Here is a 14,934-nt window from a genome sequence, read left to right on the forward strand (position 1 = left end):
GCGCGATAGCGCCGGAGTCTGGTGCATGGCCTTGGTACGCCCAGCATGGGCGTGAATTAATGGGGTGAAAGTCCCCTGTAGGAGGATCACCGTTTAATGGATTGCATTAAATGCTAACTACTAGCGAATGGCAACTGCAATACCGCGAGGTCTTGTGGGGAGGAAGCCGCTAGCAAAGCTACGAGCTGACGGACAGAAACATCATATAAGGCTTAGCCTGGAGGCGAGGTGGCCAAGGACACCGAAGCCATGTGGTCTAACGGGTAGAGTAAATGATGCAGTTGTGTAGTGAAAGTTCACGTTCTTATCTGGGGAGATCTGTTCAACCTGCTGCTGTAAAGCTGTCAGCTTGGCCGCTGACTCATAAGTAGGCTCAGCCCGCTAGCCACCATCGCGGGAGTAAACAAAATTGGTGGAACACAGCAGCGCCTCGGTCAGTAATGGCCAAGGTGATTGAACAGAAGTCAGCCGACGGCATAGTAGCCTAGTGCCAAGATTAACACCTTGGATACGGTGAAGGCCTGAACCCAAAATCCACGAGTTAAAAGACAGGGCTAGCCTACTGATATGTTGCCAGCCGGATATAAAATTGACGTAGCGCACTGCCATGACACTCAACTCAAATGAAAATCTGCTTGAAGCCATCCTCAGCAAAGAAAATCTTAATGCTGCATGGAAACACGTGCGAAGCAACAAAGGTGCCGCAGGCATTGACGGGATTACTGTCGATAATTTTGTGCAGCACTTCAAGGCAGTTGGCGACGACCTCATCGAGACCATTCGACAGGGTCATTACCAGCCGCTTCCCGTCAGGCGCGTCTACATTCGCAAGCCAGATGGTGGCCAGCGTGGTCTCGGGATACCTACGGTCTTTGATCGTGTTATTCAGCAGGCTATCGCCCAAATCATCGGTCCCAGTTTCGATAAAACCTTTTCGAAGTTCAGCTATGGGTTCCGCCCAAAGCGATCGCAGCATCATGCGGTGAAAAAGCTGCGAAAGTATATCGAGGGAGGGAAACGAATAGCCGTAGATGTCGATTTATCTAAATTCTTCGATCGGGTAAATCATAATTTCCTCATGAGTTTACTTGGCCAAAGAATCAGCGATAAGCGTTTACTCAAGTTGATCGCAAGTTACTTGCGTGCAGGAAGTGTAGAAGATGGATGCTGGAAAGCCTGTCATGAGGGGGTTCCACAAGGGGGCCCTTTATCGCCGCTGCTCTCCAACATTGTACTCGACCTGCTCGATAAAGAGCTGGAAAAACGCCGACATGATTTTGTTCGCTATGCGGATGATTTTGTGATTGTTGTTGCTTCCAAGCGCGCGGGTGAACGGGTAATGGCGAGTATTAAACGCTTTGTTGAGCGCAAGCTTAAGCTCAAAGTTAACGATACTAAAAGCCAAGTAGTCCCCGTTAGTCGTTGTAAGTTTCTGGGTTTTTCTTTCCGTGGAGCAAAGCTTGTCTGGCATGATAAGTCACTGCGCCAATTTAAATACCGCGTCCGCCAGATTACAGGGCGATCTCGTGGTATCTCTATGGAAAAGAAACTGAAAGAACTTACCGTATACCTCCGTGGTTGGATCAACTACTTTGGGATAGCGCAAGGCTATCAAAAATGTATAGATCTTGACTGCTGGATACGGCGGCGATTAAGAATGAGCTATTGGAAGAATTGGCGCAGAGTGAGAACGAAAGTTCGAAATTTACTGCGTATGGGTGTGAGAGGGTCGCTGGCAGTTACCTGCGGCTCGTCCGGTAAAAGTTACTGGCGAAGCGCAAAAACTGAGGGTATTCATATTGCGCTCAATAATGAGTTCTTCGAAGAGATGGGTTTGATTTCATTGCGAGATCGTTGGGTAGAGATTCATTACGGATAGGGAACCGCCCATTGCGGACCCGCACGATGGGTGGTGTGGGGGCCGGTAGCTAGAAACTACCGGCTACCCGATTTAAGTTTCGTTTTCAATTTTTGAGATCATTTTCTCGATGTGCTCAATAACTATCCATGGGTCAGATTCGTCAAAAAGGTGCGACGCATACATCATAGTAACTGCCTCCGCATTGCGAGTGATAGCCCTTAGTTTTTCTTGAGACCGATCCCATGATTTAGTGTATGTATCTACATCTTTATAGCTCATTTTCGTCTGCCGAATACTGACGTGAGGAATGCCTCTAGACATGACAGTGATAGGTAAGTCACTGGGAATTGAATAAATTGATGTATGTGATGAAGCCTCTTCGAAATCCTCGAAAGAGTGATGATTACGCTCCCAATCCATAATCCACTCCATGGTTTTCCAGCCTTCCCGTGACATTGATGACTTCATGTCCTGATACCAGCTTTCGTGTGCCGCATCTACAAACACGATACCTTTAACAACTTCAGGTTTTTGGTTGGTAAAAGCTCTTGCCACTAGGCCTCCGAACGAATGGGGAACAAGCACTACTTTGTTCCATTCTAACTTCTCAGTAAGAGTTGTTAGCTCATCGGCTAGCTCAGACATAGTTCTAACTTTTGGATCGCTATAAGTGCTCATGCCATATCCGGCGCGATCGTACATACACACCTTATAGTTAGCAGGATCAATATTTCTAAATGTATTTTTATATGTTGATTGCACGTTCAGACCCATACCTGCGACGAGCAGTATCGTCAATTCCCCGGTACCTTTACATACATAGCCTATATTCTTTCCGTTAACTTCGACGGATAAGTGTTCTCGCTCTTGAGCCGATGTCATCAAAGGAAGTAACGCTATATGTAGTGCTAATAGATATTTGAACATTAATCAAAACCTCATAGAAACTTAACGCTTTGCTAATGGGCAGCCGAAGCAACGCGTAGGCTGTCCCGTGCAGGCCGCGTCTTTTGCGACCGAAACGAAATTGAGCAACTTGTTATGTTTAGCCATAGAATGCCTCTACGACTCGTTTTTGCGCCAGTTGAAACCACAGGGCTAAAAAATAGGTGAAAACTCCAAACATGGCGAGAAAGCCGATTACAGCTGCGCCTTTAGCCCCAATTGGTGTTCCTTTGTCGATTAGCTCGGCAACTTCAAAGAATACTGGGATTAATTTTGTGCCGAAGTATAGGGAACCTAAACCACATACCATAGCTATTACAATGGCCACGTATGGATTCAGATTTTTAAAAAATCCTTCTTTCTCTTTCATAAGTACTCCTTACCATTTTGAAACATAACATTTATATAGTAATCATTCTGATCACTATTATCCTGATTGCTATCTCGGAATCAATCTAGTTAGAGAGAGATCAATTTCCGTGTGAAATCAGAAGATTATAAGAATTTGGGCTAATCGTACCAAATGGAAAAACGATCATCATGACTACTATCAAACAATATCAGAAAGCTCTTAACTTGTTGAATTATATACTATTTCAGCGTTATTTCTCGCTAGTAAGAAAATAACGGTCATGATGATCGAAAATCTGACGAGCTAGCGCTTGCTAATTTTATTTGGACCTCGTGTAAGATAGGTTGAAACGGCAAAAAATATACAGAAAGTGGGCTATAAACAGAGTGGAATCCTAGGAACAGTTGCTCTGAATAACTGACGATTGAGTAGTAGAAGTCTAGTGGGGAAAATTGGCTCTATTTTTGTTTGAAGTAGTAATTTATGTGGTGGTTATCTGCTTAACAGATCAAAGTATTAAGGCGGCTAAGGAGAGGTTCTGGCTCTCCTTAGCCGAGTTAAGGACGTGGAGCAGTTAAAGGGCAGGGCTGTGTGCAGTATTGTTGCTTGACACTGATCATTGAGAGATGGTTAAGCGGCTAGCTTCTATAGTGGCGATGTGAGTACATTATTGAACTTGGGTGAAAGCTATTTTTGAGTGTTAGTGATTTTGCTGTACGCAGGATGAGGATCTTGATAGATCTTACTGGCTTTGAAAGCCTGTCAGTTCAATCAAGCATGGGATTTTAGATGCTTCACACAAAATAGATGCTTCAGCTCTTCCCGTTGTTGGATTTACGAGCTATAGACTAATTAAGTAGTACAAAAGCAAACTTATGATCAGTAGCTACTATCTATTGCCGCTTGTTCATTTTAATACGCAGATAGACCTCCTCACGGTGCACGGATATTGACTTTGGGGCGTCTATGCCGATGCTTATCTGGTTTCCCTTAACTTCCAATATTGTGATTGAGATCTTTGCCCCAATTCTGAGGTTTTCACCAACTCGGCGGTTTAAAATTAACATATTTCGTTCCTGCTGAATTGCAAAATAGAAGATGGCCTTCCGCAGTGGGAAGACTCAAGAAGTAATGTGTGGGATTTGAAAGGGGGGGGCGCGAGAACGATAGGCATAGAAGAAGAAAAGTCGGGCGCAACGCTCCCAGAGCTTGAGGACACGCTCCAAGCTGCTGGATCTACTCCACTTTATTGAAGACGAGCGGGTATCTAGCGTATGATGCATATAGCCAGTGCGTCCTGAGTATTTTTTTTTTTATTTATTTTTTTATAAATAAAAAAATACGTGCTATCCAGGAGATGGAGGTCGGCCCTCCGTTATCGCTTTGCAGGAAGTGGTAACAAACCGCCTCAAGGTGATCGGAGTAAAGAGCTTTGGTTAGAAGCGATTGAGGAAAAGGCGTACGAGATACGTCAGGTATGTTGTGTAGAGACGAATGCAAATGAACCACTGATGAGGTGTCGAAAGCGTATTACCAAGATGATGTCAAAACCCGTGCACTGGCTAAGTGCGGGGATAAGCTTGGAGGTTACCTGTTTACCGACCGAGTGGCATCCGGCATAGAGGTGGCGTGAACACACAGCAGGCTTTTGGGTGGAACAGGAGAACCTGTCGTCCAGGTGTTAAGGAAGAGCGTCAAGTAGAGGCCCTACAAGACGTTGAGTACCAAGACTGGTCACAGGGGCGGAACAACCCGTAGTAGTGGAGAAGCGGCTGTAATGGACGTGGAGCGAAGGGGTTGTCGTATTCGGCGACTAACCGTGTAATCAACCCAGATGGGGAGGAATTAACGATTAGCGCAAAGCCATTCAATATTCCCAAGCGAGCGGTTTGGGAAGCGTGGAAGCAGATCAAGGCCAATGGCGGCGGAGCAGGGATTGATGAGATAACGATAGAGCAATACGAATCGAATCTTGTCAAAAACCTGTACAAGCTATGGAATCGGATGTCATCTGGCAGCTATTTTCCATCAGCCGTCAAACGAGTGGATATTCCGAAACTCGATGGCAGCCTGCGACCACTGGGTATCCCCACAATCGAAGATCGCATTGCACAAATGGTGGCTAAGCAACTGCTGGAGCCAGAATTGGAGAAGGTATTTCACCCTGACTCCTACGGTTATCGGCCAGGCAAATCTGCTATAGACGCAGTGCGTCGAGCTCGACAACGATGCTGGGATAGAATCTGGGTAGTTGATTTAGATATCAAAGGTTTCTTTGACAATATTAATCACGAACTCCTGCTGAAGGCATTAGATAAACATAATAATCATCGGTGGGTCAGACTCTATGTACAGTGCTGGTTAACGGCTCCAGTACAACATCGGGACGGACAGCTTGAAGAGCGAACACAAGGTACTCCACAAGGGGGCGTAATTAGCCCGCTACTGGCAAACTTGTTTTTGCACTACGCGCTGGACGCCTGGATGGTGAGAACGCACAGAGATATTCCTTTTGAGCGTTACGCGGATGATGCTGTTTACCATTGTCGTAATCCTCGAGAGGCGGATCGCTTACTGTCGGCTCTAAAAGCACGCCTGACTACCTGCGGGCTTGAAGCTCATCCAGAGAAAACCCGCAAGGTTTATTGCAAGAACAGCAATCGAAAAGACAACCACCCTGTGATCCATTTTGACTTTCTGGGTTATCGATTTGGTCCCAGGAAAGCAAAGAATCGCCATGGACAAACCTTCACTGCCTTTGGTCCATCAATGAGCCCTAAAGCTTTCAAGAGGATCAAGGATAAGGTTAGGCAATGGCGTGTGATTAACTGGGTGGATCGATCACTGTCGGAGATGGCACAAGCACTTAATCCAGCAATACAAGGATGGCTGAACTACTACGGTCACTTTGGGCGGAAATATGGTGTTTATCGACTTCAGAAGTATCTTGACCAAACGCTGATGCGTTGGGCCAGGAAGAAGTTTAAGCATCTGAAGCGAAGCTGTTTCAAGAGTTGGGTCTTTATTGGAAAGGTTCGTCAACAAATGCGCGGCTTGTTTGCACACTGGAGAATGGGAAGATTGAAAATGTGCTGAATACGAAGAGCCGTATGAATTGAGAGGTTCACGTACGGTTCTGTGAGAGGCTGAAGGGGAAGTTCCTTTGGTCTACTCGACTTTTGATAGTGTAGATATCAATGTGGTTAGCTGGCCCCTGGTGTTGGTAGCACCTTGGGTCAGCGCCTTTTACTTATTCTTATGTTGCTCTAGCGTTCTCCTTTAAGTAGGTGAGTCTTTTTCAGAGATCTTAGGTCTCTCTTGTAGCTTACTTGAACCTCATAGAGACTCGTTCAAGTAACCTTTATTTGCCGATACATATCCATCGATTTTACGTAGCTTTGATATTAAAACAAACTTAATAAAATCCAATAAGATCATTTTTGTGCCTATATTTTGTAAATTCGCACTTCGAACTCATTGAATCATTGGTAGTGAACCTCAGGTTAAAAAATCTACTTTTAAACTTTGGGTTTGAGGTTTGTATGGCTTACTAGCCGAATTAGATGGTTCTGAGTGAGGATATTAGTAGGTTTGGTCACCTTCACTTTGTGGGGTGACTATACCTTTTAATATGGAATTCCCTTCTAATTCGGCTGGGCTTTTATTTCGGGGGATACATTAGTAGTTTATTTAACTGGCATGGCCGCTAATAAATATAATTATCCACAATCCACCAAAAATAGAATTTGCTTTTCGATCCTGTGCTTTTAGCTAGCTCTTTCATTTCACTAAGGCTATATCTATCGTAGTAGCTCTGATCCAAAATTACCCCTAGGGGCTTGGTGAGTGTGTTTAAGTTTTCTCGTGGATCGTCTTCGAGCAATAATAGTTCGGCATTAAAGCCTGTGGAAACTAAGCCCACATTATTACTAATGCCCAGTGCTTTTGCTGGGTGATGGGTTGCTGCTCGCAATACATCTTGAACAGGAATCCCCACCTCCACTAATCGTTGCATTTCTTGAATAGTGCCCAAGCCGTTGGGCGTATAGAAGGTTCCTCCGTCTGACGCTATCAGTATCTCAACACCGGCTTGGTTTAGCTGCTTGGCCATATCTCCGAAAATGTTGGATTTACCCTGCCAATCCTGTTGCGCTTTAGCGCTATGTATCCCATTAACCTTCTGCTCACCCATTGCTTTTATCGCGGGGTGATTGAGCTCGAGATCATCAGCTACGCTGTGCCAGTAGTCTGGCCCATGCTGAGCGATCTGTGCTACGTTGTCATATACGATTAATGTAGGGCTAACTGGTACGTTGCTATCTAGTAGTTGCTGCACAATTTCATCGAAGCTCTCCTGCTGATAGTCGTAGTTCAAATGTGCCTGAAAGATCATTTCCACATGCTCTAATGACTGCGGTTTAGCCGATAAGTATTCATTGAGAGTAATACCAAAAGGTGGGTGGCCAGCTAAAGGCATGCCGAGCTTCTTCGCCTCATCAGCTATAGCGAAGAAAACCTCACGGGATAAACCGTCATAAACTTTAACTTGCTGGTACCCCTGTTGATATTGCTGGCGAACCAGCTGGCGAGCCTCTTCTTTACTACCAATAAACTTGTGGTGTCGTCCACTAGCATAGTGGGAATCTTGATTAACAGGTGCACCGGATAACACCATATGAGGGCCGGCTATATCCCCAGTATCGATCCATTTTTTAAGAATACGCTGAGGGGAATTGCCAGCCATAACTCTTGTGCGAGTGACTCCGTGCGCTAACATAGCTAATAGATCGGATCGACCCCATACATGGCTGTGCATATCGATTAAGCCTGGCATCACATATTTACCCAGGCCATTAATCCTCAGCTCGCCTTCAATCTCAGGTATTACATCGCTAGTTACTTGGGCAATTCTTCCACCTTGAATGACGAGGTTTTGGTTACTTGCGGCTGTATTATGCTGGGTGTCGATGACTGTGATATCGGTAACTACAATGCGAGCATTCTGTTCAGCTAACCCGTAGGAAGAGGGAGGGATGTACCATGCACATCCCCAAGATCCGAGCGCAGCAACGCTAATGAACACTAAAATAGCTACCGCTGCTTTCCATGAACGAGCAAAATAGGAAGATAACTTCATAATGACCTCTTGTGAATCAAAGAGGCCAAAATGCCAAAATTATCAGCTTCTAGCGTCCGAAATCCAGATTTTGCACGTCCAAAGTAACCATTATTGGGGTTTTGCTACTAAATACTGACTAGGAGTCATCCCAAGGTGGCGTTTAAACAGGCTGTTGAAGCTGGATTTAGAGTTAAAACCCGCTTCAAGTGCAATATCGAGGAGACGAACTTTTTTGTCCGAATCACTCTCTTTTGCTGAATCAAGTTGCGAAACTACATCGGCCAAACGCTGAGCATTAACATAGTCATTAAAGTTACCGCCATAGCCCTGATTGATGGCCCAGGAAATATCTTTCTCTCCAAGCCCTGTATGTTGTGCCAAGTCCCGGAGGGATAGCCTTGGTAGGCGATAGAGCTGTTGACTATGAACCTGTTTGTTAAGCTCCTTGAAAAGGGCATCCGCCTGAGTCGTTTCGTCAGCTTTGCACTTTCCCTTATCACAACCTTCTATTACGGATAAGCCCAGGGCTTGTTCGCCATCTGTTAAACCCGCAAATAGCTGCGGTTCCCTAACCGCGCGAATTACAAGCAAAGCAATAATCAAAAAATAGCTCAGCTGCATAACAAGGTACCATCTGAGCAAAAGAGGAATGGGTAAGTAAGGTTGCAAGTTATGCCGCACTGCATCCACCAGTGCAACGCCAACCAGAACCCATAGGATACGCTTAACCCAATCAGCTCTCAATTTGTTAGCATCGGAGCGGTTTTGGGGCAAGATATGTTGATATCGAATAAGCGCTTTTATACTTAATGAGAAATAAACAATCTGACTTAAAGTACCGGCCGCTAAAACCCACTGGGGCCAGTGATTAAATAATAAGCTGATTGCTGCTGGTACTAAGTGTACCCAGTGTTTACGCTGTTGTTGATAATTGGTGGATATTAATTGTGCAACCACAGCAAAAAATAATGGGCCCATCAATAATGAGAATGAAGGCGTGATTAAATAGTCAAGATTAACCACTTTCGTTTCTTCTACAAAATTAAATGTCATCAATAATGCAGTGGCGCCTAACAAGTATCGCATTGCTGTAAAACGGGTGTGCGCCCAAAGTAATGCAATACCTAGAATCGATAGGGTGATAAAGGCTATTTGTAAAAAATTAGATGCGGAGTAATTTACCATGTTTGCTCAAATAATAATCTATAAATCGATAAGCAGAATTTCTTAAATGGGAACATCGTTCGAAACTTCCTGTATTTGACCATACTGGGTGACTACTCATGGAGCCTCTTAACAAATCTGTAGGCCCTGAAGAGTGGGGGTTGAATGCCACAGCTGCTGCGTTTCAACCAGGTCATTTTCGGTGAACTGTGCCTAACGTCTGCAGCCTTCAAGATCCGCAGGGGTATTATGGAGTTATTCAGAGTCTCTCTAAGTGTAACTTCCCAAAGTATGGGGGGTGAAGCTGAGATCGATTACTCGAAGTACGCGAGTATACTTCTGCTTGTTGCGAGTCTTATTCAACACGACAAAAATATTCTCTAAACTCCCATTTTGTTACTGGCAATGAGTAGCAGTTATTTTCGTATTTTAAAATCCGTGTCTCATCAGAAGTGAAGAGTTCGTCGTAATATGTGATACGAATCGTATCGGCACTCAATACTTCAATCGTATGTGGTGAAAATGTCAATACCTCAGGCTTTTCCCCTATGATGTAAGTTGTAAACGAATCTGCTCGAACTACATTCACGAGACGCCCAAAGAAATTGGAGCGGAAGAGCATTTGGGTTTTCTCGGGTATGTCCTCCACGTTGTTCATGCTGGCTAAAGTCTTTTTTTCATTTGATTGCCAAGTTCCCACATAGAAGAGGTTTTCATCTGCTATGACAAATGGTGTAAAAAGAAGTAATGCCAAAGTTAAATAAAGTTTCATGTTCTTACTTTTAACATTTGTGCCGCGGTAAATATGATCTTTATTATCCTGATTGTTATCTTGGAATCAATTGGACTAAAAACCGGAAGACCTACTGCAGCAGTAGAGTGCGGTAGCGATCCGGTCCAATCGTACCAGGTTCAGGCGCTATAAATATAAAGATGTACAGTAAAAAAGAGGCTTCAGGGATGCTGAATGAATCGCGTGTTAGGTGGGCTGGAACCTAATGATCCAGGATTTTAAAAAAATAATCGAAGTTATAGAAGATCTATTTCAGTCGTTAACTATTTAAGCTGCAGCAACTGCGAAAGTGTTGAAACAGGCAGGCAAAGCAAGAATATTTTGGGGCAGGGGGAGTGGTAAATTGAGGGCAGGGAGAATGGCTGCGGGCAATCCCGCAGCCATTGGGACTTATTTCCAGTTCAGGATAACCTTACCGGATTCACCAGATCCCATGGTATCGAAGCCTTGTTGGAAGTCATCGATCGAAAACTGGTGAGTAATAATTGGGGTTAAATCCAGGCCGGATTGAATCAGGCTGGCCATTTTGTACCAGGTCTCAAACATCTCACGGCCGTAAATACCTTTGATCATCAGGCCTTTAAAAATAACCTGCCCCCAGTCGATCGCCATTTCACCTGCGGGGATACCGAGCATGGCAATTTTGCCCCCGTGGTTCATTGCGGCGATCATATCGCGGAAGGCGACGGGTACGCCGGACATCTCCAGGCCAACATCAAAGCCTTCGCTCATTCCCAGCTCGTTCATCACATCGCTGAGGTTTTCCTTGGCAACGTTTACGGCGCGGGTAGCGCCCATCTTGCGTGCCAGGTCCAGGCGGTATTCATTGATATCGGTGATAACTACATGGCGTGCGCCAACATGTTTGGCGACTGCTGCGGCCATAATACCGATAGGGCCGGCGCCGGTAATCAGTACATCTTCGCCCACCAGGTCGAAAGACAGGGCCGTGTGTACCGCATTACCGAGGGGATCGAAAATAGAGGCGAGATCGTCAGAAATATTATCCGGGATCTTGAAGGCATTGAGCGCGGGGATTACCAGATACTCTGCAAAAGCTCCGGGACGGTCTACACCGACACCATAAGTGTTGCGGCACAAGTGGCGGCGGCCGGCGCGACAGTTGCGACAGTGGCCGCAGGTAATATGGCCTTCACCGGAAACACGGTCGCCCACCTGGAAACCTGCAACTTCCTGCCCCATACCGACGACTTCACCCACATATTCGTGGCCTACCACCATAGGGATAGGAATAGTTTTTTGAGACCATTCATCCCAGTTGTAGATATGCATGTCGGTACCGCAAATTGCGGTTTTGTGAATCTTGATCAGCAGGTCGTTGTGGCCCGGTGTGGGGATTTCCACATCGGTAAGCCAGATTCCCACTTCAGATTTCAGCTTTGATAGTGCTTTCATTGTTTTTAAAACTACAAATGGCAGGGCGCGGTGCCGCTCCGGTGAATTCCTTGTGAGAATTACCGTATCAGCACCGCTGTTTGGTTTAGATAATATTCAGTTCGCGGCCAACTTCAATGAAGGCATCGATACACTGGTCGAGCTGCTCGCGGGTGTGGGCGGCGGACATCTGGGTGCGGATGCGGGCCTGGCCCTTGGGCACTACTGGATAGAAGAAGCCCACTACGTAGATGCCGCGCTCCAGCATCTTGTCAGCCATTTTCTGCGCCAGCGCAGCATCGCCAATCATCACCGGGATGATTGGGTGGTCGGCACCAGCCAGGGTAAAGCCGGCTTCGGACATGCGCTTGCGGAAGTATGCGGAGTTGTCGCGCAGCTGTTCACGCAGCTCGCCGCCTTCAGTCAGCATATCCAACACTCTCAGGGAGGCGGTGACGATCGCCGGGGCTACGGAGTTGGAGAACAGATAGGGGCGCGAGCGCTGGCGCAGCATGTCGATAATTTCCTTGCGGCCAGAAGTAAAGCCGCCGGAAGCGCCGCCCAGGGCCTTGCCCAGGGTGCCGGTAATAATATCGACGCGGTCAATCACATCGCAGTATTCATGGGTGCCGCGGCCGTGGTCACCGAGGAAGCCCACTGCGTGGGAGTCGTCCACCATTACCAGGGCATTGTACTGGTCGGCCAAATCGCAAACGGCTTTGAGGTTGGCGATAACTCCGTCCATAGAGAAAACGCCGTCAGTGGCGATCAGTTTGGTCTTGGCGCCAGCGGCGTCTGCGGCCTGTAGCTGCTTCTCCAGTTCCGCCATATCGTTGTTGGCGTAACGGTAGCGCTTGGCTTTACACAGGCGCACGCCGTCGATGATGGAGGCGTGGTTGAGGGAGTCGGAGATGATGGCATCTTCCGGGCCCAGCAGTGTTTCAAACAGGCCGCCATTGGCGTCGAAGCAGGAGGTGTAAAGAATGGTGTCTTCGGTTTGCAGGAACTCAGAAAGGCGCGATTCCAGCGCTTTGTGAATGTCCTGGGTGCCGCATATAAAGCGCACCGATGCCATGCCGAAGCCGTATTGTTCGAGCCCCTGTTTGGCCGCTTCAATCAAGTCCGGGTGGTTGGCCAGGCCCAGGTAGTTGTTCGCACAAAAATTCAGTACCTGGGTGTCGTTGTTCACCTGGATCTCAGCGGCCTGCTGGGAGGTAATAATCCGCTCGCGTTTGTACAGGCCGTCTGCATCGATCTGTTTGAGTTCGCTGCGCAGGTGCTCAAAGAATTGTTCTGGCTTTGACATGGTATTGTTTTTAGCTCCTGTCGGGTGCTCTTGGCACAGGGTAACGGGCGCGAGCTCGCGGCGCCTGTTGGTTCTACTTTATCCCGCCAGTTCGCAGGCCTCATGGGCCGAAATAGGGTGCTCACTGGCGCGGCAACTGGTGGCAAATTTTAATGCCTCTTCGGCAGTGTCGAACAGTAGTTGCCACAACAACTGACGATCACCTCTTCTCACCGCGCGTACTGCCGTGTGGCTTCTTTGGCTGGCAATTTGAATTTCGATAATGTCTTTACTGGAAAACGGTGATTCGGACATGGTCCCTCCAATGGTAAAACTATGGAGGACTGACGTGGAAGCGGCGAAGTGATGTTCGCTAATCCGGTTGGTTTGCTCTGGTAGAGCCCCATCCTCCCCGCAGGCCTTGTGTGCCGCAGAGAGAGAACCACCTTGCCCCGGTCGGCAGGTTGGCGTTGGCGTCAGCCACTCTCGTGATGTGCGAGCAAAGATAACGGGGAGGGGATTAGCAGTCAACAGTACCGCCCCCATTAGAGGGCGGTGCAGAAGTTTATGCGGGAAGCTGCACGGATTTCAGTTCGATAAACTCACCGAGACCGGCCTCACCAAACTCGCGTCCGTTGCCGGACCGCTTGTAACCGCCGAAGGGGGCGTCGTAGTTAAACTCACCGCCGTTGACAAAGCACAGGCCCGCTTCAATGCGACGAACGATAGGCATGGCGCTTTCGGCGTCTTTAGCCCATACGCCACTGGACAGACCGTATTCGGTGTCATTGGCAATGGCGACAGCTTCATCCATATCCTTGTAGGGGATCAGGCAGGTCACCGGGCCAAAGATTTCTTCCCGGGCAATGGCCATATCGTTGTGAACGTCGGCAAATACCGTGGGTTTCACATAGAAGCCTTTATCCAGCTCGGTGGGCAGATCGAGGCCGCCAGTCACAAGGCGGGCACCTTCTTCGATCCCTTTCTTGATGTAGCCGCGCACGATTTCCAGTTGGCGAGCGGAAGATAGGGGGCCCATAAAGGCATTGGCATCGGTGCCCATGGCCACTTCTTCAGCCACCTGCTTGGCAACTTCCACTGCCTCTTCATAGTGCTCAGCGGGAACCAGCATACGGGTGAGTGCGGTGCAGGTTTGGCCGCTGTTGATGAATACATCTTCGCAGCCCCAGCGAACTGCTGCTTTAAGATCCGCGTCCGGGGTGATAATCAGAGGCGATTTGCCACCCAGCTCCTGGGTTACCCTTTTAACTGTGGGCGCGGCAGCCTTGGCAACTTCAACGCCTGCACGGGTGGAGCCGGTAAAGGACACCATATCGATTCCCGGGTGCGATGACAGCTCTGCACCGACGACTGAGCCAGCACCGGGGATCAGGTTAAATACGCCCGCAGGAACACCGGCTGTTTGGATAATCTCCGCCATGACGAAATCCTGCAGCGGAGTGGTTTCCGAAGGCTTGGTAATCATGGTGCAGCCCGCTGCGAGGGCTGGCGCTACTTTGCCGACAAATTGGTGCAGAGGGTAATTCCAGGGTGTAATAAAGCCACACACGCCAATCGGCTCCCGGATTAATACCGAGTGGGCCGCCTTTTCGGTCTCTTCCATGATTGAAGTGCGACCGGCGTAGTAACGCATGGCGTAGATAGGGCCATCCACATGCAGCCAACGGGTGATATGGGCGGGGCAACCCAGGGTTTGTGAGATCGCCTGGATCAAGTCTTCCTTGCGTTCTTCCATACCGTCAGCAATGGCATTTAGCAGTGCTGAGCGCTGATCTGCGCTGGTATGGCGCCACTTGCGAAAGGCGCTGCGGGCAGCGGCAACGGCAATATCCACATCCTCAGCAGAGCCTTCCACCACCTGGCAAATCATTTCTTCAGTGGCGGGGTTAATCACAGGATGGGAACTGGTGCCGAGGGGCTCGCGCCACTCACCATTGATAAACAGTTTGTCGGTATGCAGCTTGCTGAAATCTGTCATGTCACGCTTCCGTTTGCTTCG

General features: G+C 47.8%; 12 protein-coding genes and 1 riboswitch. Of the genes, 2 read left to right on the forward strand and 10 right to left on the reverse strand.

Features of this window, described 5'->3' with window-relative positions; genetic code table 11:
• Positions 1–607: 607 nt before the first annotated feature.
• Complete coding sequence (ltrA, locus tag ACJJIM_RS04715; protein WP_444911611.1) at positions 608–1,879, forward strand: group II intron reverse transcriptase/maturase; 1,272 nt, start codon at positions 608–610, stop codon at positions 1,877–1,879.
• A gap of 72 nt (positions 1,880–1,951) precedes the next feature.
• On the opposite strand, the gene ACJJIM_RS04720 is transcribed toward ltrA (ACJJIM_RS04715), so the two are convergent.
• From ACJJIM_RS04720 to csrA, 3 genes are all read right to left on the reverse strand, one after another.
• Positions 1,952–2,788: an alpha/beta fold hydrolase gene (locus ACJJIM_RS04720; protein ID WP_444912536.1), complete on the reverse strand. Its 837-nt coding sequence runs from the start codon at positions 2,786–2,788 to the stop codon at positions 1,952–1,954.
• Positions 2,789–2,906: 118 nt separating this feature from the next.
• Positions 2,907–3,176 (reverse strand): hypothetical protein, encoded by a 270-nt coding sequence (locus ACJJIM_RS04725; RefSeq protein WP_444912537.1) that lies wholly within the window; start codon positions 3,174–3,176, stop codon positions 2,907–2,909.
• 875 nt (positions 3,177–4,051) lie between these two features.
• On the reverse strand, positions 4,052–4,225 hold the full coding sequence (gene csrA / locus ACJJIM_RS04730) for a carbon storage regulator CsrA (protein WP_444912538.1): 174 nt from the start codon (positions 4,223–4,225) through the stop codon (positions 4,052–4,054).
• Between the two features lie 730 nt (positions 4,226–4,955).
• Here csrA and ltrA (ACJJIM_RS04735) point away from each other — a divergent pair.
• On the forward strand, positions 4,956–6,254 hold the full coding sequence (ltrA, locus tag ACJJIM_RS04735) for a group II intron reverse transcriptase/maturase (protein ID WP_444912539.1): 1,299 nt from the start codon (positions 4,956–4,958) through the stop codon (positions 6,252–6,254).
• Between the two features lie 610 nt (positions 6,255–6,864).
• Here ltrA (ACJJIM_RS04735) and ACJJIM_RS04740 read toward each other — a convergent pair.
• The 7 genes from ACJJIM_RS04740 to ACJJIM_RS04770 form a co-directional block, all read right to left on the reverse strand.
• A complete protein-coding gene (locus tag ACJJIM_RS04740; RefSeq protein ID WP_444912540.1) occupies positions 6,865–8,295 on the reverse strand; it encodes an amidohydrolase family protein in 1,431 nt (476 codons plus the stop codon).
• Between the two features lie 90 nt (positions 8,296–8,385).
• Positions 8,386–9,462 (reverse strand): helix-turn-helix domain-containing protein, encoded by a 1,077-nt coding sequence (locus ACJJIM_RS04745; RefSeq protein WP_444912541.1) that lies wholly within the window; start codon positions 9,460–9,462, stop codon positions 8,386–8,388.
• Between the two features lie 334 nt (positions 9,463–9,796).
• Positions 9,797–10,213, reverse strand: a complete 417-nt coding sequence (locus ACJJIM_RS04750; RefSeq protein WP_444912542.1) for a hypothetical protein — start codon at positions 10,211–10,213, stop codon at positions 9,797–9,799.
• Positions 10,214–10,624: 411 nt separating this feature from the next.
• Positions 10,625–11,650 carry an L-threonine 3-dehydrogenase gene (gene tdh / locus ACJJIM_RS04755; protein ID WP_444912543.1) on the reverse strand — a complete coding sequence of 342 codons (1,026 nt, stop codon included), beginning with the start codon at positions 11,648–11,650 and terminating at the stop codon, positions 10,625–10,627.
• Between the two features lie 85 nt (positions 11,651–11,735).
• Positions 11,736–12,935 carry a glycine C-acetyltransferase gene (locus ACJJIM_RS04760; protein ID WP_444912544.1) on the reverse strand — a complete coding sequence of 400 codons (1,200 nt, stop codon included), beginning with the start codon at positions 12,933–12,935 and terminating at the stop codon, positions 11,736–11,738.
• A gap of 78 nt (positions 12,936–13,013) precedes the next feature.
• Positions 13,014–13,229, reverse strand: coding sequence for a hypothetical protein (locus tag ACJJIM_RS04765; protein WP_108732493.1), 216 nt, complete (start codon positions 13,227–13,229; stop codon positions 13,014–13,016).
• Positions 13,230–13,287: 58 nt separating this feature from the next.
• A riboswitch (SAM-I-IV-variant riboswitch) is annotated at positions 13,288–13,414 on the reverse strand.
• Between the two features lie 65 nt (positions 13,415–13,479).
• Positions 13,480–14,913, reverse strand: coding sequence for an aldehyde dehydrogenase family protein (locus tag ACJJIM_RS04770; protein WP_444912545.1), 1,434 nt, complete (start codon positions 14,911–14,913; stop codon positions 13,480–13,482).
• Positions 14,914–14,934: the final 21 nt, after the last annotated feature.

It is taken from the genome of Microbulbifer maximicatervae (SeqCode) (assembly GCF_052467615.1).